At 56.8% G+C, this 26,198-nt stretch carries 30 protein-coding genes; 15 read left to right on the forward strand and 15 right to left on the reverse strand.

Annotated features, from left to right (window positions below):
* Positions 1 to 10: 10 nt before the first annotated feature.
* Both ACR0MP_RS10090 and ACR0MP_RS10095 read right to left on the reverse strand, forming a co-directional pair.
* The gene (locus ACR0MP_RS10090) at positions 11 to 1,048 is read right to left on the reverse strand and encodes an efflux RND transporter periplasmic adaptor subunit (protein ID WP_170392359.1); all 1,038 of its coding nucleotides are present in this window, start codon (positions 1,046 to 1,048) and stop codon (positions 11 to 13) included.
* Positions 1,045 to 1,512: a MarR family transcriptional regulator gene (locus tag ACR0MP_RS10095; protein WP_170392361.1), complete on the reverse strand. Its 468-nt coding sequence runs from the start codon at positions 1,510 to 1,512 to the stop codon at positions 1,045 to 1,047. The genes ACR0MP_RS10090 and ACR0MP_RS10095 overlap by 4 nt, the downstream gene beginning before the upstream one ends.
* 154 nt (positions 1,513 to 1,666) lie before the next feature.
* Here ACR0MP_RS10095 and ACR0MP_RS10100 point away from each other — a divergent pair, with 154 nt between their 5' ends.
* Positions 1,667 to 2,791, forward strand: coding sequence for a beta-ketoacyl-ACP synthase III (locus tag ACR0MP_RS10100; protein WP_170401784.1), 1,125 nt, complete (start codon positions 1,667 to 1,669; stop codon positions 2,789 to 2,791).
* A gap of 157 nt (positions 2,792 to 2,948) precedes the next feature.
* Complete coding sequence (locus ACR0MP_RS10105; RefSeq protein ID WP_480886503.1) at positions 2,949 to 3,707, forward strand: hypothetical protein; 759 nt, start codon at positions 2,949 to 2,951, stop codon at positions 3,705 to 3,707.
* A 93-nt stretch (positions 3,708 to 3,800) separates the two neighbouring features.
* On the opposite strand, the gene ACR0MP_RS10110 is transcribed toward ACR0MP_RS10105, so the two are convergent.
* Positions 3,801 to 4,262 carry a hypothetical protein gene (locus ACR0MP_RS10110; protein WP_170392365.1) on the reverse strand — a complete coding sequence of 154 codons (462 nt, stop codon included), beginning with the start codon at positions 4,260 to 4,262 and terminating at the stop codon, positions 3,801 to 3,803.
* 355 nt (positions 4,263 to 4,617) lie between these two features.
* On the opposite strand from ACR0MP_RS10110, the gene ACR0MP_RS10115 reads away from it, so the two are divergent.
* Positions 4,618 to 5,196: a thymidine kinase gene (locus ACR0MP_RS10115; RefSeq protein ID WP_170401790.1), complete on the forward strand. Its 579-nt coding sequence runs from the start codon at positions 4,618 to 4,620 to the stop codon at positions 5,194 to 5,196.
* On the opposite strand, the gene ACR0MP_RS10120 is transcribed toward ACR0MP_RS10115, so the two are convergent.
* The 5 genes from ACR0MP_RS10120 to ACR0MP_RS10140 all read right to left on the reverse strand — a co-directional run bounded on the left by ACR0MP_RS10120 (position 5,193) and on the right by ACR0MP_RS10140 (position 8,386).
* A complete protein-coding gene (locus ACR0MP_RS10120) occupies positions 5,193 to 6,143 on the reverse strand; it encodes a 2-hydroxyacid dehydrogenase (protein WP_170401793.1) in 951 nt (316 codons plus the stop codon). The two genes, ACR0MP_RS10115 and ACR0MP_RS10120, sit on opposite strands and share 4 nt — an antisense overlap.
* Positions 6,143 to 6,481 carry a tRNA-binding protein gene (locus tag ACR0MP_RS10125; RefSeq protein WP_170401796.1) on the reverse strand — a complete coding sequence of 113 codons (339 nt, stop codon included), beginning with the start codon at positions 6,479 to 6,481 and terminating at the stop codon, positions 6,143 to 6,145. Before ACR0MP_RS10125 ends, ACR0MP_RS10120 begins: the two co-directional genes overlap by 1 nt.
* A complete protein-coding gene (gene proC, locus ACR0MP_RS10130) occupies positions 6,474 to 7,289 on the reverse strand; it encodes a pyrroline-5-carboxylate reductase (RefSeq protein ID WP_170735573.1) in 816 nt (271 codons plus the stop codon). The genes ACR0MP_RS10125 and proC overlap by 8 nt, the downstream gene beginning before the upstream one ends.
* 33 nt (positions 7,290 to 7,322) lie before the next feature.
* On the reverse strand, positions 7,323 to 7,823 hold the full coding sequence (locus ACR0MP_RS10135) for a type III secretion system chaperone family protein (protein WP_010441802.1): 501 nt from the start codon (positions 7,821 to 7,823) through the stop codon (positions 7,323 to 7,325).
* Positions 7,824 to 8,137: 314 nt separating this feature from the next.
* Entirely contained in the window at positions 8,138 to 8,386 is a 249-nt protein-coding gene (locus ACR0MP_RS10140) for an accessory factor UbiK family protein (RefSeq protein ID WP_170512483.1), read from the reverse strand.
* 97 nt (positions 8,387 to 8,483) lie between these two features.
* Between ACR0MP_RS10140 and lgt the strand changes: the two genes are divergently transcribed.
* From lgt to ACR0MP_RS10160, 4 genes are all read left to right on the forward strand, one after another.
* A complete protein-coding gene (gene lgt, locus ACR0MP_RS10145; RefSeq protein WP_170401806.1) occupies positions 8,484 to 9,371 on the forward strand; it encodes a prolipoprotein diacylglyceryl transferase in 888 nt (295 codons plus the stop codon).
* Entirely contained in the window at positions 9,368 to 10,435 is a 1,068-nt protein-coding gene (locus ACR0MP_RS10150; protein ID WP_170735575.1) for an SAM-dependent methyltransferase, read from the forward strand. Before lgt ends, ACR0MP_RS10150 begins: the two co-directional genes overlap by 4 nt.
* A complete protein-coding gene (gene pgeF, locus ACR0MP_RS10155; protein ID WP_170401812.1) occupies positions 10,432 to 11,190 on the forward strand; it encodes a peptidoglycan editing factor PgeF in 759 nt (252 codons plus the stop codon). The genes ACR0MP_RS10150 and pgeF overlap by 4 nt, the downstream gene beginning before the upstream one ends.
* Positions 11,191 to 11,913: 723 nt before the next feature.
* On the forward strand, positions 11,914 to 12,696 hold the full coding sequence (locus ACR0MP_RS10160; protein ID WP_480886507.1) for a Hint domain-containing protein: 783 nt from the start codon (positions 11,914 to 11,916) through the stop codon (positions 12,694 to 12,696).
* Positions 12,697 to 12,819: 123 nt separating this feature from the next.
* Here ACR0MP_RS10160 and ACR0MP_RS10165 read toward each other — a convergent pair whose 3' ends face one another.
* Positions 12,820 to 13,320 carry an Lrp/AsnC family transcriptional regulator gene (locus ACR0MP_RS10165; RefSeq protein WP_170588683.1) on the reverse strand — a complete coding sequence of 167 codons (501 nt, stop codon included), beginning with the start codon at positions 13,318 to 13,320 and terminating at the stop codon, positions 12,820 to 12,822.
* Positions 13,321 to 13,547: 227 nt separating this feature from the next.
* On the opposite strand from ACR0MP_RS10165, the gene trxB reads away from it, so the two are divergent.
* From trxB to ACR0MP_RS10185, 4 genes are all read left to right on the forward strand, one after another.
* Positions 13,548 to 14,489, forward strand: a complete 942-nt coding sequence (trxB, locus tag ACR0MP_RS10170; RefSeq protein ID WP_480886508.1) for a thioredoxin-disulfide reductase — start codon at positions 13,548 to 13,550, stop codon at positions 14,487 to 14,489.
* 1 nt (position 14,490) lies between these two features.
* Positions 14,491 to 14,949: an RES family NAD+ phosphorylase gene (locus tag ACR0MP_RS10175; RefSeq protein ID WP_170392389.1), complete on the forward strand. Its 459-nt coding sequence runs from the start codon at positions 14,491 to 14,493 to the stop codon at positions 14,947 to 14,949.
* A 102-nt stretch (positions 14,950 to 15,051) separates the two neighbouring features.
* The gene (locus tag ACR0MP_RS10180; protein ID WP_480886510.1) at positions 15,052 to 16,707 is read left to right on the forward strand and encodes an adenylate/guanylate cyclase domain-containing protein; all 1,656 of its coding nucleotides are present in this window, start codon (positions 15,052 to 15,054) and stop codon (positions 16,705 to 16,707) included.
* Between the two features lie 189 nt (positions 16,708 to 16,896).
* A complete protein-coding gene (locus tag ACR0MP_RS10185) occupies positions 16,897 to 18,615 on the forward strand; it encodes a bifunctional sulfate adenylyltransferase/adenylylsulfate kinase (protein ID WP_170636065.1) in 1,719 nt (572 codons plus the stop codon).
* 72 nt (positions 18,616 to 18,687) lie between these two features.
* Here the strand turns inward: ACR0MP_RS10185 and ACR0MP_RS10190 are convergent, their stop codons facing one another.
* The 3 genes from ACR0MP_RS10190 to ACR0MP_RS10200 all read right to left on the reverse strand — a co-directional run bounded on the left by ACR0MP_RS10190 (position 18,688) and on the right by ACR0MP_RS10200 (position 20,293).
* Entirely contained in the window at positions 18,688 to 19,566 is an 879-nt protein-coding gene (locus ACR0MP_RS10190; protein ID WP_480592007.1) for a PhzF family phenazine biosynthesis protein, read from the reverse strand.
* A gap of 83 nt (positions 19,567 to 19,649) precedes the next feature.
* The gene (locus ACR0MP_RS10195) at positions 19,650 to 19,874 is read right to left on the reverse strand and encodes a DUF1150 family protein (RefSeq protein ID WP_170392397.1); all 225 of its coding nucleotides are present in this window, start codon (positions 19,872 to 19,874) and stop codon (positions 19,650 to 19,652) included.
* 5 nt (positions 19,875 to 19,879) lie between these two features.
* Complete coding sequence (locus ACR0MP_RS10200) at positions 19,880 to 20,293, reverse strand: Hsp20 family protein (protein ID WP_010441788.1); 414 nt, start codon at positions 20,291 to 20,293, stop codon at positions 19,880 to 19,882.
* Positions 20,294 to 20,458: 165 nt separating this feature from the next.
* On the opposite strand from ACR0MP_RS10200, the gene ACR0MP_RS10205 reads away from it, so the two are divergent.
* The 4 genes from ACR0MP_RS10205 (at position 20,459) to ACR0MP_RS10220 (ending at position 23,067) form a co-directional block, all read left to right on the forward strand.
* Entirely contained in the window at positions 20,459 to 20,683 is a 225-nt protein-coding gene (locus ACR0MP_RS10205) for a YdcH family protein (protein ID WP_010441787.1), read from the forward strand.
* Between the two features lie 76 nt (positions 20,684 to 20,759).
* Positions 20,760 to 21,245 (forward strand): 5-(carboxyamino)imidazole ribonucleotide mutase, encoded by a 486-nt coding sequence (purE, locus tag ACR0MP_RS10210; RefSeq protein ID WP_170392399.1) that lies wholly within the window; start codon positions 20,760 to 20,762, stop codon positions 21,243 to 21,245.
* A complete protein-coding gene (locus ACR0MP_RS10215; RefSeq protein WP_480886512.1) occupies positions 21,242 to 21,997 on the forward strand; it encodes an NAD(P)-binding domain-containing protein in 756 nt (251 codons plus the stop codon). The genes purE and ACR0MP_RS10215 overlap by 4 nt, the downstream gene beginning before the upstream one ends.
* Before the next feature lie 2 nt (positions 21,998 to 21,999).
* On the forward strand, positions 22,000 to 23,067 hold the full coding sequence (locus tag ACR0MP_RS10220; RefSeq protein WP_480886514.1) for a 5-(carboxyamino)imidazole ribonucleotide synthase: 1,068 nt from the start codon (positions 22,000 to 22,002) through the stop codon (positions 23,065 to 23,067).
* Between the two features lie 61 nt (positions 23,068 to 23,128).
* Here ACR0MP_RS10220 and ACR0MP_RS10225 read toward each other — a convergent pair whose 3' ends face one another.
* Genes ACR0MP_RS10225 through ACR0MP_RS10235 form a run of 3 tightly spaced genes read right to left on the reverse strand, consistent with a single transcriptional unit; the run spans position 23,129 to position 25,931 of the window.
* On the reverse strand, positions 23,129 to 24,280 hold the full coding sequence (locus tag ACR0MP_RS10225; protein ID WP_480886516.1) for an alpha-D-ribose 1-methylphosphonate 5-triphosphate diphosphatase: 1,152 nt from the start codon (positions 24,278 to 24,280) through the stop codon (positions 23,129 to 23,131).
* Positions 24,277 to 25,050 carry an alpha/beta fold hydrolase gene (locus ACR0MP_RS10230; protein ID WP_170401841.1) on the reverse strand — a complete coding sequence of 258 codons (774 nt, stop codon included), beginning with the start codon at positions 25,048 to 25,050 and terminating at the stop codon, positions 24,277 to 24,279. Before ACR0MP_RS10230 ends, ACR0MP_RS10225 begins: the two co-directional genes overlap by 4 nt.
* 38 nt (positions 25,051 to 25,088) lie before the next feature.
* On the reverse strand, positions 25,089 to 25,931 hold the full coding sequence (locus ACR0MP_RS10235) for a DMT family transporter (protein WP_480886517.1): 843 nt from the start codon (positions 25,929 to 25,931) through the stop codon (positions 25,089 to 25,091).
* Between the last annotated feature and the right edge of the window lie 267 nt (positions 25,932 to 26,198).

Here is a 26,198-nt window from a genome sequence, read left to right on the forward strand (position 1 = left end):
GAAACCGCCCTCAGTTCGAGAAGCCGACAAAGCGGCGGACAGTTTGACCATCGGACAATGCACCCCCACCGGCGACGACGATTTCGTCTCCATCCATCAGGCCGGTGAGCACGCGGACATCACCGCTCTGCGTAGGTTCAACAGTCACGGGAACCCGGCGGACGGTGCCTTCGTCGGCGCCAGCAGGCGAGAAGACCAGAACGCCCAGCGCGCCGCTGGCATCAGCAACTACAGCCGTTGGCGGGATGATGATACCGGTGCGTTCATCCTGCACCTGCACCGTGACGGTCACGGAGGAACCGGGAAGAATCTGCAATCCCTCGGGCGGTGTCAAACCGAACTGGATGCGAAAGGTCTGGCCCACGCTTGAGGATTCAGCATCGAATTCCCTTATTTCCAGCGGAAAGATCTCATCGCTGACAGGGAACTTGGCAGTAATCGTGATGTCGTCCTGCTGTCCGGACCGCTGAAATAGGATTTCGGGCACATCCACCTCGATACGCAGTTCAGACATATCGTGAATCCGCACGATCGGAGTACCCGCAGAAACAGTTGTAAACGCCTCAACTGCACGGCTTGAAACCAGCGCGTCGAACGGAGCGGTCAGCGTCGCATGCTCCAACTCATATTCTGCATCTCGAACCGCAATCGCAGCCAGTTGCGCAGCTGTTTCGGCATCATCGACGGCAACCTGGCTGGCTGCGGTTCCACGCAGACGCGACAGGCGGGCGAGTGTTCGATCCGCCTGATCTTTTTGCAAGCGCGTCCGGTCGCGCTGCAGTTCGAACGGTTCCTGATCGAGGCGGGCAATCAACTCACCCTTTGGGATTACAAAGCCTTCGGTCACAGGCATCTCAACGATCTGCCCTGCGACCTGAAACGCCAGATCAACTGTCTGACGAGCGGCGATCCGACCAAAGAATTGGCGCGAAAAGCCGGGAGAGGTTTCGCTTACCTGCATCAGTTTCACAGGCTTGGCAGGCTCTTGCGCCATGGCAGGCGCAGTCAACAAGGACAGTGCGAGGCAAACAGAGGTCAGGAGTTTCATTTCGTCAATCCCTCGGGAATTCCGGTTTTCAGAATGTTGTCACGGATTTTGTGAGCCAGCCGTGCGAACTCGGCGGTTTCTTCGGTGTTCAGACCCGATGCGCTGTGGAAAAGCTCACCCGCCACGGCCACCAGCATATTGCGGGCCTCTTCGCCCTGTTCGGTCAGCACCAAAAGCCAGGCGCGACGGTCTTCGGGATCACGCTGTCGGGTCAGGTGCCCCGCCAGTTCAAGTGCATCGGCGGTCGCCGTAATCGTTGACGGCACTGTCAACATATCTGCGGCCAGCACTCCCATACGTTTGGGCGCATCGAGCTTGATTAGCATGTGGCATTCCTGATGGCTCAGGTCTGTTTCGATGCTGTCAAAGCTCTCTTCCAGTTTCCAATAAAGCGCGTAGACCCCCATCATCGCCTGAATCTCAGGGCTGAGGCGTCCTAACCGCATGCTGATATCGTCTGACATGAATCTTTTCCGTGCGAGTCGCGGCGAAATATACTTCGAATTTTGAACTATTCAAGTTATGAAGCGAGAGGCGGTGCATTCCCTTAGGTCAACACGTCTTGATCAATACGAATAGGGACTGCATTTTGTGCAGATCATGAACTCAGGGCCAGCCATGTACACTCCTGCCATCACCGGGACCGGTGTCTATACACCAGAAAACATAATCACCAACGCTGAACTGGTGGAAGCGTTCAATGCCTATGCCGACCGGATGAACGTCGAAAACGCGGATGCGATTGCAGCGGGCGACATGGAACCGATGCAGCATTCCTCGGAAGAGTTCATCCTGAAGGCCTCAGGGATCGAGAACCGGTATGTGATGGACAAGACCGGTGTTTTGAACCCCGAGATCATGCATCCCGCGCTGCGCCAGCGTTGCGACGACGAGCCTGGGATCATGACCGAGATGGCGGTGGATGCGTGCCTTAAGGCGCTAGCACAAGCGGGGCGCAGCGCCGAGGATGTCGATTTGGTGATCTGCGCCGCTTCGAACCATGAACGTGCTTATCCTGCAGTTGCGATCGAGATTCAGCAGGCATTGGGGATCAGCGGATTCGGGTTTGACATGAACGTGGCCTGTTCCTCGGCCACATTCGGCATTCAGGCGGCGGCGGATATGGTGCGCTCGGGCTCGGTCCGGGCGGCGCTGGTCGTCAACCCCGAGATCTGCTCGGGTCATCTCGAGTGGCGCGACCGGGATTGCCATTTCATATTTGGCGATGTCGCGACCGCGACGCTGATCGAGCGGATCGAAGACGCCCAAGGCCCACATTTCGAGATTGTCTCGACCCGGTGCGCAACTGCGTTTTCCAACAATATCCGCAACAATAACGGCTTCCTCCGCCGATCGCGCCCCGATGGTCTGGTGGATCGCCGCGACATGCAGTTCATGCAGAATGGTCGCAAGGTGTTCAAAGAGGTCCTGCCCATGGTCAGTAAACATATCAGTGACCATATGGAGGCAGAGGGCATCAGTAGTGATGATCTAAAACGCCTCTGGCTGCATCAGGCCAACAAGACGATGAACGACTTCATCGGTAAGAAGGTTCTGGGGCGTGAGCCAGAACCGGGTGAGCAACCCAACATTCTGCAAGACTACGCCAATACCTCATCCGCCGGGTCGATTATCGCCTTCTCAAAGCATTCCGATGATCTGGATGCGGGCGATGTGGGCCTGATTTGCTCGTTCGGAGCCGGGTATTCGGTGGGTTCTGTGATCGTCAAACGGCATCAATAAGCGCGCGCCTTAACTGCGCTGCTGGAATCGCTGCAAGACCAAACCGCTTTCTCAAGAATTATTCAGACGGGCTCAACCGCTCCTTCATCTCTGACCGACACATCAAGATCCGGATGCCCTGTGCATCCGAGTGATGTAGTTATGGGAGCCCGCTGTTATGGGAAATAATACTCGCGTTGGACTGGCCGCCTTGGTCGCCGCACCTTTCATTGGGGTCATGGCGTCCGGCGCGGCAATCGCAGAACCGCAAACCTGCACGGTCAACACCGCGCGTGTTGCCGCCAATGAAGGCGATTTTGACACGCTCTGCGGCTGTTCGCAGGTCACGCGAGGGTTTGTATCACATCTGCAAAAACGATCTGATTTTGCTTCGATCCTGCAGAACACCTCGGCGCAATGCCCCGGTCTGACTCAGTTGTTGAGCGATCTGCCCACTGCGTCGATTTCCAACACCAATGCCGGTGAAGAGCGCAGCAGAGATCCATCCTCCAATTCCGTTGGCTCGAGTGAAAACGGAAGCTCGGGCAACGGCGGCGGGAGTTCCGGCGGCAACGGTGATCCGGGTGATGGTGGAAGCAGTCCTGGCGATGGCGGCGGTAAGGGCGGTGGCAAAGGTGGCCACGGCGGAGGTGACAAACCCGGCAAAGGCGGCGGCAAAGGCGGTCACGGCGGTGGTGACAAACCCGGCAAAGGCGGCGGCAAAGGCGGTCACGGCGGTGGTGACAAGCCCGGCAAAGGCGGTGGTAAAGGCGGTCACGGCGGTGGTGATAAGCCCGGCAAAGTCGGTGGTAAAGGTGGCCACGACGGTGGTGACAAGCCAGGCAAAGGCGGTGCCAAAGGCAATAACGGTGGCGGCAACGGACCAGAGGGGGCAAGCCCCGGGCGCGGCAAGAACGCCAACAATGATGAACGCTGAATATTAATCTGCCCAGCAGACAAACAAAAAGGCGGCACATGGGCCGCCTTTATTTTGCGCATTCACAACAATTCAGTACAGGGACATGACACCTTAACTGACGCTTTCCTCTTCCAGATGCAGCTTCATTTCGATCAGAACCTGTTGCAGCATACTGGTTTCTTTCAGCAGCCGCTTCGCCTCGTTCACCGTGATGATGCCATCTTCTATCGCCGACTGGTATTCCGTCATCAGCATGGCAAAACGTTGGCTCAGCGCAATGACATCGGAATTTACCCCGCCCGTACGTGGGCTGTCCGAGTTTCGTCCATCGTAAGAAAGCGTGATATTCTTCAAATCCGCCAATGCCGCAGTCACGTGTGGATAGGCAGCCGCGTTTTCCAACCGGGCAACAGCATCCACCGGCATGAACCGGTCAGAATGTTCTGCGTTGTCTGAATAGTACCTGCCAAGCGTGGCTTTGGATTTCCCGGTGATCTCGCACGCTGCTTCGATTCCGACATCCTTAACCAATGCTTCGGTATGCTTTTTCAGATAGGCCCCGATATCTGCCATTTTGCTACCCTTGTTACCTGCGCCCTGCCCCCTCTGCCTGTCCATGCTGGGGGAAAGGGTAGGGAAATTTCCCATATTCGATTCATAATTGAAATGGCAATAATTGACTATCCCTCAGATATGCAGGGATTTTGTGAGTGAGTGGCGGCTGTTCGAGCCGGTAAAGAGTGTATGCGGGGCAGGATTTTAGCCTTGCATTGTATAGGCCACTTGTAGGCCGACGACGCCACTGTCGCGAAGGCGAGGTAATCCATCCCCAAGAGCATTTGCTCAACCTCAGCTGTAGCGATGGTGGCGTCGATTTACCCCCATGAGACGGCTTGCCCAGGCAGCACATGCGAATTAGACCCACGGCATGGCAAAGCTCTATTTCAACTATTCGACTATGAACGCTGGCAAATCGACCGTGTTGCTGCAGGCCTCGCATAACTATCGCGAACGCGGCATGGATACCTACCTGATGACAGCCGCCATTGACGGACGCGCCGGTGAGGGGCGGATCGCATCAAGAATCGGAATCTCGGAACGAGCGGACATGTTTCGTCCCGACGACAATGTGTTTGCCATGATCGAAAACCGCCTGACACAAGGGGGCATCGCCTGCGTATTCATTGATGAAGCCCAGTTTCTTTCGGAAGAGCAGGTCTGGCAACTTGCGCGCGCCGTAGATGATCTGAAGGTCCCAGTGTTGACCTACGGGTTGCGGGTGGATTTTCAGGGTAAACTGTTCCCCGGGTCGGCAGCATTGTTGGCTCTGGCCGATGAGATGCGCGAAGTACGCACCATCTGCGAATGCGGGCGAAAGGCGACGATGGTGATTCGTCAGGATGAAAACGGGAACGCCATCACTGAAGGGGCGCAGGTACAGATTGGAGGGAACGAGACTTATGTCTCGCTCTGCCGCAAACACTGGCGCGAGGCGGTGGGTTCCTAAACCGGGTTGGGTAACGTTCGCCCGGCCACGAACGCCGCGACATTGTCCAACGCCATGTGACCCATATCGGTGCGCACCTCTTCGGTCGCGGTGCCGAGGTGGGGCAGCAGAGTCACATTTCCCATGTCACACAAGGCCTGCGGCACCTTGGGCTCGAACTCGTAGACATCCAGCCCAGCGCCAGCAATCCGACCCGCATGAAGCGCTTGGATTAAGGCGGCTTCGTCCACAACTTCACCGCGCGCAATGTTTATCACAATGCCCGAGGGCTTCATCGAAGCCAAAATCTGTGCGTTGACCAAGTGTTGTGTTTCAGCTCCTCCGGGGACTGCTATGACAAGAAAATCCACTGCCGCAGCTAATGCATTGAGTTCAGGGATGTACTCTGCTTGGAAGTCCAGCTGTTTTGGACTGCGTGATTGATAGGCAACGGTCATGTCGAATCCGAAATGACACCTCCGGGCAATGGCCTGACCTATGCGGCCCATTCCGATGATGCCCACCTTTTTGCCGGTCACATGTTGGCCCAGCATCTGTGTAGGATGCCACCCCTGCCACTGGCCTGACCTGACCAACCTTTCCCCCTCACCTGAACGGCGGGCCGTCGTGAGCAAAAGTGTCATGGCAACATCGGCGGTGGCATCGGTGACGGCACCCGGCGTGTTGGTAACCGCGACTCCGGCAGCATGTGCGGCGTCCACGTCGATATGATTGTAACCAACTCCGAAATTTGCCAGCAGTTTACAGCGAGGCTCTAGCACCTGAGCAAAGATCTCTGCCACGAACTGATCGCCCAACGTCGGGACCACGACGTCAAATTCAGTCAGCGCCCGCAACATTTCTTCATGCGTCAGAGGCGTGGTTTCACTGCGGATTTCCACATCGAATTCGGCACGGGCGCGCACTTGGACAGCCGATGTCATCGGTCGGGCAATCAGCAGTTTCATCAATGCATCCTTCCACCGATGGGCACAGCGCGATCGGGGCCTATCAACACGATCTCACCGTTTTCGTCGGGAAGACCCAACACCAAAACCTCGGACATGAATTTACCGATTTGGCGCGGGGGAAAGTTGACCACGGCCATCACCTGCTTGCCCACCAGCGTCGCCGGATCGTAGTGCGCGGTGATCTGGGCTGAAGTTTTGCGCTCACCGATCTCATCGCCAAAATCGACCCACAGCTTGATCGCGGGCTTGCGGGCCTCCGGGTACGGCTCGGCGCGTATCACCTCACCTACACGAATGTCGACTTTGAGAAATTCGTCGAATGAAATCTCACTCACGAGACAACTCCTTAGATCGGTCGGTTGCAGCTTTGACGGCACGATGTAGCAGGTCTGGGAAACCCTCTTCTTCATGCATCAACACCTCCAGTGCGGCCTGAGTGGTGCCGTTGGGAGAGGTGACGTTAACTCGCAATTGCGACGGATGCTCGTCAGCGGCCATCGCCAACGCCCCTGCCCCGGCGACGGTTGATTTGGCCAACTTCATTGCCAGTTCCGGTGGCAGACCATGCGCTTCGCCAGCTTGCGCCAGTGTTTCGATCAGGTGGAATACATAGGCCGGGCCCGAACCGCTGACCCCGGTGACGGCATCCATCTGTGTCTCATCATCCAATCGAACCGTCTCACCAATGGCCGAAAGCAGGTCTTCAGCCAGTAGGATATCCGCGTCCGAGGTGTTGGCATTCCCAATCAGCGCCGTGATCCCCTGCCGAACCGCCGCAGGCGTATTTGGCATCGCACGGATGATCGGCGTATCTGCCCCAATGACGTTCTCGAAAGTGGCCAGCGATGTACCCGCTGCGACCGATATGAAAAGACTGTCACCATTGCCCAGCGCTTGAATGGCTGGCAGGGCTTCGCCCATCATCTGTGGTTTGACCGCTACGAGTACAACTGCGGGTGCCTCGGGGAGAGGAGTGTTGATGTTGACGCCCTGCGCCTTCAGCCAATCCGAGGGGTAAGGATCAATCACCCAAACAGATGCTGCGGGCAGGCCATGTTCCAACCAACCCGCAAGCATTGCTGAACCCATCTTGCCGCATCCCAGAAGCACCAACCCCTGTTCGGCGACGCGCGAGATATCCATGATTGCCCCTCCCCTATGGTTCGGGGCAAAGCTTTACGCGCGGCCGTAGGCCTCTGCAATGGCGACTTGCATCGCCTCTTCGGGGTCTCGGTTTCCCCAGGTCACCAGTTGGATCGCGGGGTAATAGCGCTCGGCGCTCAGTACCGCTGCGGTGATCATGGTATCGATCTGTTCTGGGCTGGCCGTCTGACCACCGGCCAGCACCAAGCCATAGCGATAGACCATCAATTTCTGGTTGGCCCAGTAGGTAAACGCCCCGGCCCAACACTGATCATTCATCTTGTTCAGTAGCTCATAAAGCTCGGTTTCGCGCTCGGCCGGAGGCTCCATCTCAAAGGAACACACCATGCGGAGCGTTTCATCGTAATTCGACCAGGCCAAAGTTATCGAATATGTGCGCCACTGTCCTTCGACAGCCATGGCAATCTGATCATCCCCGATCCGGTCAAAATCCCAGTCGTGATGTTCTGCAAGATGTTCAACAATGTCGATCGGATGAAGGTCTTCTTCGAGATACTGCTCGGAAAGGGCCATAATGCCACCTCACTAATCTCTAGCATTTTGGGGCTGGCAGCGCCCCAGCGCTAGTTGCCTGCTCTACAAGCCGGGCTTCCCCAGTCTGCCTGTACTAAATATGGTGCGATGTGAGCACAGCTCTGGCAACCCTATTTATTGGGGATAACAGCAATAAGTTGTGGACAGTTGGCAACGCCGATCAAAATATTGGCGTTGGATGCAGCTTTGTCTTGATAAATTTCTGCAGAGCGGCAAAATTCACAACACCGCACAATCCAAGTTCGGATTGCGCGGCGGATGCTTTTACCCAAAATCTTAAATTCCTGCGGACGTTACTTGTCCAGCTTCGCCTCGAGCGCGGCAATTCGCTGTTCAAGTGCACCGTTCTCTTCGCGCGCTTTCTGCGCCATGGCACGCACAGCATCAAATTCTTCACGGGTTACGAAATCCCGGTCGGCCAGCCAGCGGTCCATCATGGATTTCATCGCATTCTCGGCCTCTTCTCGTGCCCCCTGCGCCACACCCATGGCATTGGTCATCAGTTGAGACATATCGTCCAGAATCTTGTTACGGGTTTGCATGGGCTTTCTCCGATTTCGCGATTGCTCTCTATATGGGTAAAGATTGGCCCGGGCTCAAGGTTGACTTGCCACGCAAACCCCGGGCAATGAGACGCACATGCAGGCTGTTTTGAATTTCCCCGATCTGTCACCCGAAATTTTCTCGATCTCTCTGTTCGGGATGGAGTTTGCGCTCAGGTGGTATGCGCTGGCCTATATCGTCGGCATCCTGATTGCTTGGCGCATGGCGCTGATGGCGCTTAGGCGGCCTGTGCTTTGGGCTGATGACACACCACCGATGCAACCCGATCAGCTTGAGGATTTGGTCACCTGGATCATACTGGGTGTAATTCTTGGTGGTCGATTGGGGTTCGTCCTTTTCTATCAACCCGCATATTATTTTGCGTATCCACTGGAAATTCTGATGGTTTGGCAGGGTGGCATGGCCTTCCATGGCGGCCTGTTGGGCGTGGTGATCGCCACGTATCTGTTCGGCAGGCGCCACGCTACACCGATTCTTTCGCTGGGTGATCTGGTTGCCTACACAGTGCCGCCCGGGTTGTTGCTGGGACGATTGGCGAATTTCACTAATGCCGAGCTTTGGGGTCGACCCAGTGAATTGCCATGGGCGGTGATCTTTCCCGGAACCACGGCCCAAGACTGTCCCGGCGTTGTTGCAGGGATGTGCGCCCGCCACCCTTCGCAACTGTATGAGGCAGCACTCGAGGGTCTGGTCCTCGGGGCGATTCTGATATGGCTGGCCTACCGGCGCGGCGCGTTTCAAAAACCAGGTCTGGTTATGGGCGTATTTCTGGCTGGCTACGGCGCATCGCGGTTTTTTGTCGAATTCTTCCGTCAACCCGATGCGCAATTTGTATCGCCCGGGAATCCGCTAGGGTTGGCGTGGCATGTTGGCGGATATGGATTGACGATGGGGCAACTCTTGTCGCTACCAATGATTGCACTTGGCCTTTGGTTGGCATTTCGGGCACGACGCAGATCATGAACCTGAAGGATCGTCTGCTCCTGCGCATCCAGAATGATGGCCCTATGACCATCGCTGACTACATGACCGAGTGTCTGATGCATCCGGAACATGGATACTACACAACCCGCGATCCGCTGGGCGCTCAGGGCGATTTCATTACAGCGCCTGAAATCAGTCAGATGTTCGGGGAGCTTATCGGGTTGTGTTTGGCGCAATCCTGGCTGGAGCAAGGCAAACCTGAACGGATTGTTCTGGCCGAGCTTGGCCCTGGTCGTGGCACCCTGATAGCAGACATCCTGCGCGCCACTCAGAGGGTGCCTGGCTTTCACAAAGCAGCCAAGATCGCATTGCTCGAAGCTTCACCTGTTTTGCGCGACGTACAAGCCAAGGCACTGCAAGGGTATGAACCTCAGTGGATCGAGGCAATTTCTGATTTTGAAGATCTTCCTCTGTTTCTGGTGGCAAACGAGTTCTTTGATGCCCTGCCCATCCGCCAGTTCCTGCGCGAAGGCGAAGGTTGGCGCGAGAGGTTAGTTGGCAAAAATGGTGCATCGCTTGCGTTCGGTCTTGGTGCGCAATCGGCACAAGCTGCGCTCAGCGAACGTGTCGAGGATACGCAGGACGGAGATCTGGTAGAACTGTGCGCTGCTGCCAGTTCCATTATGTACTCTGTTGCCGGGCAGATCGCTCGTAACGGCGGAGCCGCGCTGATCATCGATTATGGTGACTGGCGCTCGCTTGGCGACACATTGCAGGCGTTGCAAGCGCATGAACGTGTCGATCCCCTGGATCAGCCCGGTCAGGCGGATCTGACCACACATGTCGACTTTGAGGTCTTGGCGAAGGCGTCTCATACTTCGGGCTGCGCTTATACAAAACTGACCCCGCAGGGTGTGTTTCTTGAGCGGCTCGGGATCACCGCGCGCGCGCAATCGCTTGCCGCCCCTCTCAGCGGGTCACAGCTTGAGGCGCTGGTCTCTGCACATCGACGGTTGACGCACCCCGACGAAATGGGAAACCTGTTCAAAGTACTGGGCCTTTATCCGCCAAACGCCACGCCGCCACCGGGACTGGAACCATGACACTGGAAATCATTACCTCAGACATGCTGTCCCCCGTACGACACGGGTTCTTCAGCCGCCGCGGTGGCGCATCTTCTGGTATCTTCGAAGGACTCAACTGCGGAACCGGGTCGACAGATTTGACTGAGGCCGTAGCTTTGAACCGTCGGCGCGTCGCCGACGCGATGGAAGTGGCACCTGAGGCGATGATCGGTGTGCATCAAGTGCATTCGCCGACCGTGATTGCAGTCGATGGGCCGATGACGGGTGACAAACCCAAAGCTGACGCGGTTGTCACATCAACGCCGGGTTTGGCGCTTACAATCTTAACCGCTGATTGTCAGCCAGTGCTGTTCGCGGACCCTGACGCAAATGTGATCGGGGCCGCACATGCCGGTTGGCGCGGCGCGTTGGATGGTGTGCTGGAATCAACACTGGACGCGATGGAAGCGCTGGGAGCCAACCGGGATAACACAGTTGCCGTAATCGGCCCCACGATTTCACAACGCGCTTACGAGGTCGGCTCAGAGTTTCTGGACGACTTCCTTGCTGACACGCCAGAGAACGCGCGTTTTTTTGCAAATGGCAAAGGTGACCGGATGCATTTCGACCTGCCCGCCTTTGGCCTGCATCGTCTGCGCGAAGCTGGTATCGGCCAGGCCGAGTGGGTCCGTCACTGCACTTATTCCGACCCCGACAGGTTTTATTCCTACCGGCGATCGACCCATGCCAACGAGGCCGACTACGGCAGATTGATTTCCGCTATCAGGTTGTAAATCTGGCCCATATTAAGGCAGCTTTGCCCAGTTTCTGCCACATTTCTTGTGTTTATCAGAGTCAGAATCGTCTCAAATTTTCGCCAATGCACAGACGGTTACCCCAAGTGGGTTCGTCATGGCATGGGCGGAAGCAACTAAGAGGTACCTGAAACCTTCAATTTGTCCTCAATTCAACCCGGATCAGCCTTATAGGCGCCGCAAATCAGCGTCACATTGGCTTCATAAACGGGAACAGGGCGATCGCCCTATCGAAGCAGGACAATGGATATGAAATCGAAATCACGCTTTCTCAGCGCCGTTTTTGCGGCTGTCAGGGATCAAGAACCGGAAATGCCCTGGAAGCGGGTTTCAAGTCACTCTGTCAGAGTTGCGCGCCGTCTGGCGGCACGACGCTGACACAGCAACCCCATGGGACCAGCTGCCGGTCTCAACGGGCAAACGCATACCGGATGAAGCTCCGGTTCGGTATGTGGGGTCGCAGTCAAGATTGCGGCCAGGTTTCGGAGCGTGTGTGTGCAGGCAATTGCAGCCTGCGGTTTACGAGTTTGTCTGGGGGGTCAAGAACTTGACCAAAACACTGGTGTATTCTGCTACGGCGCTGTGCATTCGCGGCGACCAGCCTGTGTTTACCCATCTGATTACAGACAAAGAACAAGGTCGTCCGGCGATGTTGCACGGGGGTTCAAGCCGTCGGACGGAATTTAGAGGGGACGGAATACCATGACTATTCCAAATTCTCTGGCCCGCGCTGCCAGAAACGCGGTCGAGACGTCAGCGCTGTTGCGCGATGCGCCTCGTCCGGGAACGAAACAAAAGGCACAGCTTCGACGTTATGAAGTGTGCAGTCTGTTGAAAAACGGGGATATTTCACAGACGCGCCATATCGCACCAGCCTTGCCAATGTTTGAAGATGCGTTCTGCGCGTTCACACGCGGATCGTTGGTCGAGACACCACAAGGCCAGATGGCCATCGAAGATCTGCTGCCGGGTGATGAAGTGCTCACTCAGGACGGATCATCGGAAACTGTGCTTTGGAAAGGATCTGTCACGCTGATTCCCGGACGCGAGGATACGCGCGGACGAACCCGGCCGCTGACGCGGATCATGGCCGACACGTTCGGGATGCAAAAACCGATGTCGGGTGTCATCACCGGCCCCGCCGCACGTCTGCTGGGCACGCCCACGCATATGCGTCATCTGAACGGCGGGCAGCCCATGCTGACACCCGTCAGTGAGTTTCAGGATGGAATGAGTGTCGTGGAAACGCTGCCACCGACACCGGTTGAGCTGTTTCATATCTGCGTCGCGCGGCATTCGGTGATTCGGGTCGATGGCTTGCAGTTCGAAACCTATCATCCGGGCATCAATGCGGTCCGAATGATCAGTCACTCTTTGCGTTCGATCTATTTGAATCTATTCTCACATATCGAATCGTTGAATGATTTTGGTCCGTTGCTCTTGCCAAGGGCCGGAGATGGTGAAATTGACGCTATGACAGCGTGAACTGGTTAACTATTACTGTACTGCAAGCGTGGGGCATTATGCAGATTTTACTGAGTTGGGTTTTAACCCTGGCACTGGCAGCGATGCTGCCACCCTGTCCTGTGGATCAAACAAAAGGTAGGTTCAGGCCGTCCGGTTCATCCGGTCTTCCAGTACGTCAAATGGTACGCCTGGCTCGTCTTTTGCGCCTCGGATAACAAGCGAAGTTTTGACGCTGGCCACGTTAGGCGTGGTCAGCAACTCGCCTGTCAGAAATTGCTGAAAACTGCTGAGATCCGGTGCGACGCATTTCAGGATGAAATCAACCTCGCCGTTCAGCATGTGGCACTCGCGGACCAGTGGCCATTCCCGGCACCGGTCTTCAAAGGCGCTGAGTTCGGATTCGGCCTGGCTTTCAAGTCCGACCATGGCAAAGACCTGCACTTCGAACCCCAGTTCGCGGGCGTTCACGTCGGCATGATAACCGTGGATGTACCCCGAATCTTCCAGCGTGCGCACCCGCCGCAGGCAGGGCGGAGCGGATATTCCCACGCGCTTGGCAAGTTCAACATTGGTCATACGGCCATCGGCCTGCAGTTCCGCAAGGATTTTGCGGTCGATTTCATCCAACCGGGTCGTGACCATCGAATGCTCCTGAGTTTTTCAGTTGTTATAACAGCAGCCCCGGAGGCCGCAATAATATTTCACAGATGCGCAATTTTCATCACTTGAGATAGATATTTGATCGCCAAGTCAATCATCACGCGCATCACGGGCTTGCAATAGGAAGGGGCTTTAAGCCGCGCCCGCTGGTCGCTATATCGATCCGCACTGGACAATAAGTCCGCCGAGGCAAATTGAGTGGGGATACGATGGCCGAAACACGTCACACCAAGGTTCTGATCATTGGGTCAGGACCCGCCGGATACACTGCGGGCGTTTATGCCAGCCGCGCCATGCTGGAACCGATTCTGGTGCAGGGGATCGAGCCGGGCGGGCAATTGACCACCACAACCGAGGTGGAAAACTGGCCCGGCGACACCGAGGTTCAAGGCCCCGATCTTATGGTTCGGATGCAGGATCACGCCAAGGCAATGGGCTGCGAAGTGATCGGCGACATCATCAGCGATCTTGATCTGAGCCAGCGTCCCTTCACCGCCAAAGGCGACAGTGGCACCGTTTACACCGCCGACGCGGTGATTCTGGCCACCGGCGCGCGTGCCAAATGGCTGGGCCTTCCGTCTGAAGAGAAATTCAAAGGTTTTGGTGTTTCGGCCTGCGCCACCTGCGATGGCTTCTTCTATCGCGGGCAGGAAATCGTTGTGATTGGTGGCGGCAACACTGCCGTGGAAGAGGCGCTGTTCCTGACCAATTTTGCCAGCAAGGTCACTCTGATCCACCGCCGTGATGAGCTGCGCGCCGAAAAGATCCTTCAGGATCGGCTGTTCAAGAACGAAAAGATCGAGCCGCTTTGGTTTCACGAACTGGATGAGGTGATCGGAACCGATGCCCCACTGGGTGTGGAAGGCGTCAAGGTCAAGAATGTAAAGACCGGCGAAATCACGGAGATTCCGTGCAAAGGCGTATTTGTCGCTATCGGCCACGCTCCGGCAAATGAGCTGGTCAAAGATACGCTGGAAACCCACATGGGTGGCTACGTCGTGACCAAGCCGGGCACGACGCAAACTTCGGTTCCGGGAGTTTTCGCTGCCGGAGACCTGACCGACCACGTATACCGTCAGGCTGTGACAAGCGCCGGTATGGGCTGCATGGCCGCGCTGGATGCAGAACGATTCTTGGCGGAGAACGACTAAGATGATCACAGAATTCTCCGGCCTCGTCTGGAGAATTTTGTTCCGCACCCAATCGGGTGACCCGCTCTCATCGGCCCGTGCCCCCGAAGGACGGTTTCATCATTCTGGCCAATTCGCGCTTTATGCGTCGCTTAGCGCTGAAGGGGCCGGGATCGCCATTCGGCGCTATGTCTCGCAGTGCGACCCTCCACGGACGATCCATCGCTTGAAGATATCCAAGGCGCAAGTATTGGATTTGCGGGGGCAACCTTCTGCCTCGATCGTCTGGCAAGACATGCGGGCAACCGGCATACCCTCTCCAACATGGCGATTTTCGGACAAGGCCCGCACATACGGCGCGGATGGACTGCTATACAGTTCGCGCTCGCGTCCTAAACTGAGCCATTTGGTGTTGTTCAACGCAGAACACCAGATGATACAAACCGCAGGTGCCCCCTGCGACTGGTTCCCCGAAAGGTGACCGCGCCTATCTTGACCGGCACCCGGCACCGTATCAGGATCAACCATAGTAACGCGAAGAACAGGTGAGCTTTTGGAAAACGTTCTTTGGCGCGGCGGATGGATGAGCCGGCTCAGAATCGCAAGCGGCCTCGTGCTGTTTGTCTTTGCGTTCTTTCATTTCATCAATATCGGCCTTGGTCTGTTTCACACTGATTTGCTGCACGGGATGCAGGGCGGACGTAAAGCTGTCAGCCGTAATGAGATCGGCAGCGTCGTGATATATGGCGCATTGCTGATGCACATGGGACTGGCGCTTATCTCACTCGCGCAGCGCCGGACGCTCAGAATGCCTTTCAGCGTCGCGCTTCAGGTTATTCTTGGCCTGTTGATCCCGCTGCAGCTTATCTCACATTTGGTTCAGACCCGATACGCGCATGAGATTTTTGGGGTGAATGATGAAATGGGTTACATCATCATTCTGATGTGGCCCAGCACCGCGATCTGGTTCCAAAGCCTATTACTTCTGCTGGTGTGGGTCCACGGATGTATTGGGCTACACATGTGGTTACGGTTGACCACATGGTGGCGCGCGATGGTTCCATATCTGATCGGTCTCGCCGTCTTTGTACCGGGCTTCGCCTTCGCAGGCCTTCTGACCGAGGGGCGGCGTATCTGGGCCGATTTTGCCGACCCCGATCTACGAGAACAGTATGTCGAATACTATAACTGGCCTTCGCAAGAAGAGTTTCAGTCTTTGTTTTCCGTCACAGACTATACGCAGTGGGTATTCTGGGCCGCGCTTGCACTAACAGGCTTGGTCTATCTCGGGCGCAAGCTTTGGCGGCGGCGGCATTCGGTGCGGGTGCGCTATGTCAACGGTCCAGAAGTTGTTTCGGAGAAAGGCATGACCCTTTTGGAGATGTCGCGCGCAAACGGCATCCCACATACCGCGCTGTGTGGCGGCAAGGGGCGCTGCACGACCTGTCGCGTTGTGGTTGAAGATGGCGCCGATCAGTTGCACCCACCAACCGAAGTTGAAGCCCGCAGCCTGAAAGCGATCAGCGCGCCAGAGGGGACTCGCCTGGCCTGCCAGATGCGGCCGTCCGACCCGCTCACTGTATTTCGTGTTTTCCGCCCCGACGGCGCGCGTGATCGTGCGCATGCGAGCCAGGGGCAAGAACGGCAGCTGGCGGTTCTGTTTCTGGACATGCGCGGGTTCACCGCCCGCACAACGGGGCAATTGCCGTATGATATCGTTTTTCTGTTGAATCGTTTCTTTGACGCAATTGTCCCAGCAATCACGGCACAAGGCGGGGTTGTCGACAAATACATGGGCGATGGGTTGCTGGCGATGTTCGAAACAGCCAACGCCGCAAGTTCGGCAAGTGCCGGTCTGAGGGCGGCGGCTGGGATCGGACACGCATTGGAGCGTTTCAACCAGCAGCTCCAAGCAGAAGGCAGCCAACCTGTGCGCATTGGTATGGGTCTACATCTTGGTGATCTTGTGCTGGGCGAAATCGGAGCAGCTAAACACGCGCCACGCACCATCATTGGAGACGCTGTAAACGTTGCCAGCCGTTTGGAGGCTGAAACCAAAGCGTTGGGGGTCGAACTCCTTGTGTCGGACAAGGTTTTGGACGCGGCTGGGTTACAATGTGATCCCCGCGATCTACGGGAATTCAGCCTGCGCGGTGTCTCTGAACCTGTCCCCGCCCTGCCCGTCAGGCACGCAGCCGACCTTAAGTCGCAGACTTCGCCTTTGGAACAGATTGCCTGAGAATGTGCCTAATGAGCTTGAGCGGCGGGATTTTTTCAATAACCTGAAACAAAAAACAGAAAACCGTTCCATTTCGTGAAAAAACCACACATTTCATCCTTAGTTTTTGCGAGTCTATGGACTTCACCCTCAGGCCGAGGCACACGCCCTTGAAACAAATGCCAACAGTAACGCAATAAGAGTTTTCCGATGACGATGTTAAGCAATCTGGCCCCAATCCCTGAATTGTATGTTTCCTATGAATCTGCACAAAAACTGAAGATCGAAGCATCTGATCTGACCAGCTGGGATCTTAAGCCCCGGCAGATTTGCGATTTGGAACTGCTTATGAACGGTGGGTTCAACCCGCTCAAAGGTTTCCTGAGCGAGGCAGACTATGACAACGTGGTCGAAAACATGCGCCTCGCCGACGGGACGCTGTGGCCAATGCCGATCACCCTGGATGTTGACGAAGATTTTGCCGCATCGATCGAGCTGGGCCAGGATATTGCCCTGCGCGATCAGGAAGGCGTGATCCTCGGCACCATGACCGTGACCGACCGCTGGACACCAGACAAGGCGCGTGAGGCGGAAAAGGTCTTTGGCGCTGATGATGATGCGCACCCGGCTGTGAATTACCTGCACAATGTAGCGGGCAAAGTTTATCTGGGCGGCCCGGTCACTGGCATCCAGCAGCCCGTGCATTACGATTTCAAAGCCCGCCGCGACACGCCGAACGAGCTGCGCGCCTATTTCCGCAAAGTGGGCTGGCGCCGGATCGTTGCGTTCCAGACCCGTAACCCTTTGCACCGTGCGCATCAGGAATTGACCTTCCGTGCCGCAAAAGAAGCACAGGCCAACTTGCTGATCCATCCCGTGGTTGGCATGACCAAACCGGGCGATGTGGATCATTTCACCCGCGTGCGTTGCTACGAAGCCGTGTTGGATAAATATCCGGCCTCGACTACGTCGATGTCGCTGCTGAACCTTGCGATGCGCATGGCTGGCCCGCGCGAGGCAGTCTGGCACGGTTTGATCCGCGCAAACCACGGCTGCACCCATTTCATCGTCGGTCGTGACCACGCAGGTCCAGGCAAAAACTCTGCCGGTGAGGATTTCTACGGCCCCTATGATGCGCAAGACTTGTTCCGAAAATATCAGGACGAGATCGGCGTCGAGATGGTCGATTTCAAACATATGGTCTACGTGCAGGAACGCGCGCAATACGAGCCGAATGACGAGATTCTGGACAAGGACAACGTCACGATCCTCAACATCTCGGGCACTGAACTGCGCCGCCGTCTGCGCGAAGGGCTGGAGATTCCGGAATGGTTTTCGTTCCCCGAAGTTGTTCAGGAACTGCGCAACCGCTTCCCGCCGCGCTCGCAACAGGGATTCACCGTGTTTTTCACCGGTTTTTCAGGCTCGGGCAAATCCACCATTGCCAACGCCTTGATGGTCAAGCTGATGGAGACCGGGGATCGTCCGGTTACCCTGCTGGACGGGGATATCGTGCGTAAGAACCTGTCTTCGGAACTGGGCTTTTCGAAGGAACATCGCGATCTGAACATCCGCCGCATCGGTTATGTCGCGTCTGAGATAACCAAGAACGGCGGTATTGCCATCTGTGCTCCTATCGCGCCTTACGCAACTACCCGTCGTGCTGTGCGTGAAGAGATCGAACAATTCGGTGCATTTTGCGAGGTGCATGTCGCGACCAGCATTGAAGAATGCGAGCGCCGAGACCGCAAGGGTCTGTACAAACTGGCACGTGAGGGCAAGATCAAAGAGTTCACGGGGATTTCCGACCCTTACGACGCCCCTGAAGACCCAGAGCTGCGCGTCGAGACCGAGAATGTCGAGGTTGACAACTGCGCACATCAGGTTCTGCTTAAGCTGGAAAGCATGGGGCTGATTGCAGCATCCTGATCACTTAAGACGAAAAAATACATCAAAGGCCCTCAGATTTCTGAGGGCCTTTTTCGCAGGTGCGGGTCTGGTTCAGTCGGGCAAATTCACCTGCCCGCGCATCAGGACATGGCCGCGCCCGGCAACTTTGATCCCCGTCATCGCATCCGAAGGTCCAACGCGTGTCACGGTCGCCTGACCGGGGCGGCCCATGTCATGGCCCTGTTCGGCGATGAATGTCTCTTTATCCATCAGTCCGTGTTTCCAGAGATAGGCCGCCATCGCACCGGTGGCCGATCCGGTGAACGGGTCCTCGGGCGGGCTGGGGGGCGCCATCATCAGGCGCGAGAATGTGTCGCCCGTAGTCGTTGCGCCTTTCAGTGTTACAAGAAACGGTTCAGCCATGTCCGACCCCGAGAAACCGGCCTTTTCGGTAATATGACTGAGCAAAGCAACATCCAGCTTGGCAGCGCGCAGCGCCTCGTGATCGCGCAGGACCGTAATGCAAAAGGGCAGACCGGTTGAAACGAACTGCGGTGGAGAAATTACCACCTCTTCCGGCAGGCTGATGGCGGCGGCAACCAGATCTGCGGGCACATGATCGCCGAATTGCGGGGCGACCTGCGTCATTTCGATGTCATCACCATTCAGTTTGATCGATACAATCCCTGCTCCGGTCTCAAGCGTCAGAGCATCACCCTGAACCAACCCCCGTGATCGCATCGCTGCAACGGTTGCTATGGTCGGGTGCCCGGCAAATGGGATTTCCCGGCTGGCCAGGAAGTACCGGACCCGGATATCAGCGATATCGGATGGCCCGGTAAAAGTGCATTCAACCAGAGAAGTCTCGCGCACATATGCCATGCAAACCGCGTCCGACAGCCCTGCACCCTCATGCACAACTGCGCAGCCGTTGCCACCAAAGGCCTGATCGCTGAACGCATCCACCCAATCGAAATCATACCAGCTCATCGCGCACTCCTGCGTTTCAATCAGCGGCACGATCACCGCTGAGGCAGAAAATGTCACGTCAATTCGGCGGAATGTTTGGTGGCCTAGTGAACGGCCACCGGGGACAGGTCATGTTCGCGTGCCAGTACAAAGGCCAGCTTGCGGTCGGCAACCAGTGCCAATTGCTGCCCATCGGAATCGTGGACAGCATACAGCTGATCCAGATCGCCTGCCTGCTCTCGCAGATCCTGCGGAAGGTCTGCCACATCAACGGCCTTTACATAGACAATCCGATTGCCTTCGGCGTTGATCTCAATCGGTGTATTCATTGCTCTTACCCCTTCTTGATGTTGATTGTCTGAACCACGGTTTCAGGCACGGCGCGGGTCAGGTCCACATGCAGCAGACCGTTTTCCATGATCGCCTCGCCCACCTCGACCCCGTCAGCCAGCACAAACATGCGCTGGAATTGACGCGCCGCGATGCCACGGTGCAGGAATATGCGCCCCTCGCTGTCGTCGCGCTGACGGCCCCGGATCACCAACTGGCGATCCTCGATTGTAATCGACAGGTCCTCTTCCGCGAAACCGGCCACCGCCAAGGTGATGCGATAGGAAAAATCCGAGGTCTGCTCGATATTATAGGGCGGGTATCCTTCATTTCCGGCCTTTGCAGACCGTTCCAGAAGGCGTTCCAACTGCTCGAACCCCAAAAGATGCGGGTATGAGCCTAAGGTAAGTTTCGACACGTATTTTCGTCCTTCATTGTCAAAGCGACGTATTCTGCGGTCCCGATGTCGGCAACCGCTTGAAATAGAATATGGGAAGATACAGGGATGTCCACAAGGTCTGGCCGGATAAACCCTGACACACTATCTTGTGTTAAAAGCACCACTTTAAACACTGAGTCGTCCATGAACGCACCCACCGATCTTTCGATGAAAACCGATGAAGTCCTGCGGGTGGAATTAGAGGTCTTTCGACGCCAGCACCGTGATTTGGACGAAGCGATCGAGGCCTTGCAGGCCAAGGGGACCTCGGACCAATTGACGATCAAGCGGCTAAAAAAGCAGAAACTGCGCCTGAAAGACATCATCCGTCTGATCGAAGACAGATTGACCCCCGATATCATCGCCTGAGACGCGCGTACCGCATTGCCACATATGCGGATTTGGCTATAGTGCGCGCTCTTTCCGATGGCAGGGACGTAAGCGGATGAGCGATGTGAAAGTAGGGATCATCATGGGCAGTCAGTCGGACTGGCCCACGATGAAAGAGGCCGCCGATATTCTGGATGAATTGGGCATCGCTTATGAGGCGCGGATCGTCTCGGCCCACCGCACGCCGGATCGCCTCTGGGATTATGGTAAAACCGCCGTGTCGCGCGGCTTGCAGGTCATTATCGCGGGCGCGGGTGGCGCGGCGCATTTGCCCGGAATGATGGCGTCGAAAACACGTGTGCCCGTGATTGGCGTTCCGGTGCAAACCCGCGCGTTGTCGGGCGTAGATTCGCTCTATTCCATTGTGCAGATGCCCAAAGGTTTTCCGGTTGCGACCATGGCTATCGGTTCGGCCGGCGGGGCCAATGCGGGCCTGATGGCCGCGGGCATTCTGGCGCTGCAGGATGCCGCGCTTGCGGAACGGCTGGACGCCTGGCGCGAGGCCCTCTCTGCTTCGATCCCGGAAGAACCTCAGCAATGAGCCGTATCGGTTTCATCGGCACAGGCCACATCGCTGCGCCAATCGCGCGGCTGATGGCTGCTAAAGGTCATGATCTTTACGTCACCGAGCGCAATGCCCAAGTCTCCTCGGCTCTGCAGGCCGAGCTTGGGGCCCAAGTTGGCACTCCGCAAGCCGTGATTGATGCGTCCGAGATCGTGTTTCTCTGCCTGCGCCCCCATGTGGCCGAGGACGTTCTGGCCCCGCTAAGCTTTCGCGCAGATCAGAAGATTGTTTCGGTGATGGCCGCCGTCTCTGAGGAGCAGCTATCCGGCCTGTGCGCGCCGGCATCGGATTTTGTGCAAACGATTCCGCTGGGTTTCCTTCAGACAGGAGGTTGCCCGTTGGCCGCTTACGGCAACGATCGCCTCTTGGCAGATTTGTTCGAGCCCGAAAATCCTGTGGTGAAGGTTGCCAATGAGGCCGCGTTGAACGCCCACTTCGCCATCTGCGCCATGGTGCCAGGTATCCTGGATCTTATGGCAACAGGCACCGACTGGTTGGCTGATCAGACCGGCGACAAAGACCGGGCCGAATTCTACACCACGCAGCTTGTGTCAGGGTTTCTGACATCAATGCACAAAGAGCATGCGGGCCAACTGGCAGCCGAGCGTGACGCGCTTGCGACCGAGGGCACACTGAGCCTTCAGATGACGGATATTTTGCAATCCGAGGGCGCGCATGATGCCTTGCGTGCTGCACTGAGTGCGATTGGCAAGAGATTGGAGACATGACGATGTCAGATATGCTTACGCCCGGTGCGACAATCGGGATATTGGGGGGCGGTCAGCTGGGCAGGATGCTCTCGATCGCGGCTGCACGGTTGGGGTTCAAGTCCCACATATTCGAGCCGGGCGCAAATCCTCCGGCCGGTCAAGTTGCAAATCAGGTGACGACCGCCGCCTATGATGACGCCGACGCATTGAAGGCCTTTGCGGAGTCGGTGGACGTGATCACCTACGAGTTTGAAAACATCCCCACCCAGGCGCTGGATCTGCTTGAGGCACACCGCCCCATTCACCCGGGTCGAGAGGCGTTGCGGGTCAGTCAGGACCGCTTGACCGAAAAGACATTTCTACAAGGCTTAGGCCTGCAAACCGCGCCCTTTGCAGACATCTCCGATTTGGACAGCTTGCGCGCCGCAATTGATGACATTGGCACCCCCGCCATCCTGAAAACCCGCCGCTTCGGCTATGACGGTAAAGGTCAGGCCCGGCTGCGCGCACCCGAAGATGCCGGGGCGGCACTGGCCGATATGGCGGGCGCGCCGTCCATACTGGAAGGGTTTGTGGACTTCAGCCACGAGGTTTCGGTCATCGCAGCACGCGGTCTGGACGGGCAAGTTGCCTGTTTCGATCCTGGAGAGAACGTCCATCGCGATGGTATCCTGCACACGACCACAATACCGGCACGCCTGTCTCCGGCGCAGCGGACAGATGCGGTATTGCTGGCCGCCAACATTCTCAACGCGCTGGATTATGTCGGCGTCATGGGTGTCGAATTGTTTGTGACGCCACAAGGATTGATCGTGAATGAAATCGCGCCGCGCGTTCATAACTCGGGTCACTGGACCCAGAACGGCTGCGCCGTGGATCAGTTTGAACAACATATTCGCGCCGTGGCCGGTTGGCCTTTGGGCGACGGTCAGCGCCACTCGGACGTCGTGATGGAGAATTTGATCGGGCATGACATGGACCGCGTACCCGAGCTTTCACGCGAACGGGACGTAGCACTGCATCTCTATGGCAAGGCCGAGGTCAATGCCGGCCGCAAGATGGGGCATTTCAACCGGATTTCGCGATGAGGTAATCGCGCTTAAGCGCGATGCCTCCGGCGGAGGTATTTTTAGCCAGATGAAGCCGGGATCAGCTCAAGAAACGTGTTGCGATACTACCGGACATATAGCTGACACACCCGCCTGATAGTGTGGCGGCGACTTTGTGGGTTGTCGCATCGAGTATCACCAGATCAGCACGATATCCGGGCTGTAACGTTCCGCGATCCTTCAGGCCTAAAACCCGCGCGGGACCGGACGAGACAAGCGCCCAGGCGCTCGCAATATCCAGCAGGCCAGATTTTACCAACATCAGCGCAGCGCGGCGCGGGCTGGGGTAGTGGTAATCCGATGCCAATGCATCACACAAACCCATCGAGATCAGATCCACCGCGCTGGCATTTCCCTTATGTGAGCCGCCCCGCACAACATTGGGTGAGCCGAGGATGATGTGATCTCCGCCCGCCCGGGCACATTCGGCGGCTTCCAGCGTTTCCGGAAATTCCGAGATCATCACCCCGCGCTCGCGCCACTCAGCACGATCCTGCGGCGTTGTATCATCATGGCTGCCGAGCCGAATTCCTCGGTTCGCAAGGACAGTGCAAAGGCTGTCCAGTGCTGCTGGCACCTCGGCGCTGCGGTTGTGCATTGCCTTCAGCATCTCAAAATGCACTTCGGGATTCCGTCCCGCCTTCAGTGCCTGCCCCGTCAAGCGGGGTGGTTTTCGCCCCTCAGCCAGCCGGTCATGAGGTAGATGATCATTCAGAACCACATAAGGCACCTGCCAATCCGCGATACGTTCGGGCAGCCCGTCATAGTCGTCCAGCATATGGGTTTCGAAGCGCAGTTGAGGGATCAGTTGGGTTACAACATCATCCCGAACCGCAGCGATGGCGTCAAAAACCTGACCAGCAAACTCGGGCCCGCGCACGCCGCCTTCCCAACTGTGGAACTGCGCCAGAACAGCTGTGGTTATTCCATTCGCGGCCAGTTCCGCCTCGACCGATAAAATGCCCTCTGCCATCTGCTTCATGGCACCGCGCCGGGGCGCGATGTGACGTTCAAAACCGTCGCCATGCAAATCAATGATGCCAGGCAGGATGAGGTATCCTGACAAATCAATCTGCCGCCCTGCCCTATCGGTTTGAATGGTACCTTCGGCGATCGTCAGTTCAGCACGCGACACCCCTTCGCCGGGCAACAGAACATTCGCGCCGGTCAATGTCAGTTCCAATGAGTTCATTGAGTGGGCTCCGAGTCCGGTTCCGAGCAATCTTCCCCAAGACAGATCTGGTCGATGATATCCATCACCCCGTCAAGCCAGGTGATTTGTGGATCGAACTGTCCGAATTCGATGAAATGCAGGGTCTGCGCCATGACCCGCGGGTTGTTCATCATGAACGTATGCGTCACCGGCAAGACGATGTGATCAGCCATACCCTCAACCTTTGTGGTCTCTATCGATACCTTGCCGTCATCTGGACCATCGATCAGAGACGAGAACAATGGGTTCAATGAGTTCTCGCCTGCAATCACCCCCAAATCGAACTCCACGGGCGGCAGGCGGCGTGGAATACCCTCTGGTCCGGTTCCCAACGCAAGCCCTGCAGGGCCATTCAGAAAGCCGAAAACCTCCCAGGCGCCAAGCTCGTCTACCAGTTGGCTGCCCTGATTAGGAGGTCCGAGCATGACAACGCGTCCCAGATTCTCGGGGTCGTTGTCCTGCAACCAATAGCGCAGCAGAATGCCCCCCATCGAATGCGCTACAACGTTAACCGTATCCTCCCCGCAGGCGGCGAACGCAGCTGGTAAAGTCTGGTTGGCGAGGTCTGGTATTGGTAGGTCTGTCGAAGGGTAACCTGGACGAACCACAGTGTAACCATGCGCATGAAAAAGCTGTTCCATGACGGTAAACGAGGCCTCTGTGCGCGCGAGGCCGTGCAGAAGGACCACGCATTTCGCATTGGCCACCGCAGGCATAAGGCACAAGAGGAGAACAGCAAGAAATTTCATACACGCCAGATAAGGCCTAACCCAGGCCGAGGGAACCCCTAGCCACGGTTCCGGCGCAGCACCGCCAGTGCGATGCCGCCGAGTACAAATCCGGCGCCGAGCAGAAGCCTTAGACTTGCCATCTCGGCTAACAGGATGACCCCGGCAGCAATTGCGATAACTGGAACGCTGAGTTGCACGATCGCGGCCACCGCCGGTGAAAGCTGTGGCACGACACGGTACCATAGCGCATAGCCGAGACCGGACGTGACGCCTCCGGAAAGCGCAGCCAGCCCATAGCCAAGCGGAGACATTTGCCAATTGCTTCCCAGCAGGAACAGGGCAAATCCCGTGACGGGCAACGCCATGATGAAATTTGCTGCAGTTCCCGACAATGCATCTGGTTCGGACCGGCCCGCGATGGAATATATGGCCCACCCGACCCCGGCAGCCGTCATTAAGCCGGCCCCTGTCGGGTCGACCTGAACCGTCCCAGCAGGCCAAAGAACAAACGCCAGTCCACCAAGCGCAATACCGGCACCCAATATCTGTCTCAACGTGGGTGCAGAACCGGTCATAGCACCAATCGCAAACATGGTAATTTGCACAACCCCGAACAGGATCAGCGCACCAAGCCCGGCATCAAGCGTCAGATAAGCTACTGAAAACCCGATCATATAAAGCGACAGTGACCCGGCCCCAACAATACGTCGACGATTAAAAACAGGGATCGAGCTGCCCCGAAGCGCCACCAATACCGTTAAAACCAAGGCACCAGCCAAAACCCGGATGATGGCAAATCCCGCCGGATCACTTGCGCCACTGTCGATAGCAAGGCGGTTCAGGATCGAATTCGCAGCGAAGGCGCACATGGTTAAAGCGGTCAGAAGAAACAGTCGCATATCAACCGCATAGCCGTTTCAAAGGGATTTGCACACTACATTCCCGATTGCCAAACCAATCCCGATCCTCCTCGGATCAGAACGTTCTGTCGCCGATGGTACGAAGGCACAACGGTGTTCCGAACAAAAAAACGGGGCCGCCCAAAGGCGACCCCATAAATAAGCACTAAGGCTTAAGCAGCTTACATCATGCCGCCCATGCCGCCCATGTCGGGCATGCCGCCGGCAGGTGCCGCGCCTTCTTTGGCGGGCTTATCGGCAACCATT

This window comes from Ruegeria sp. K3 (assembly GCF_056531845.1).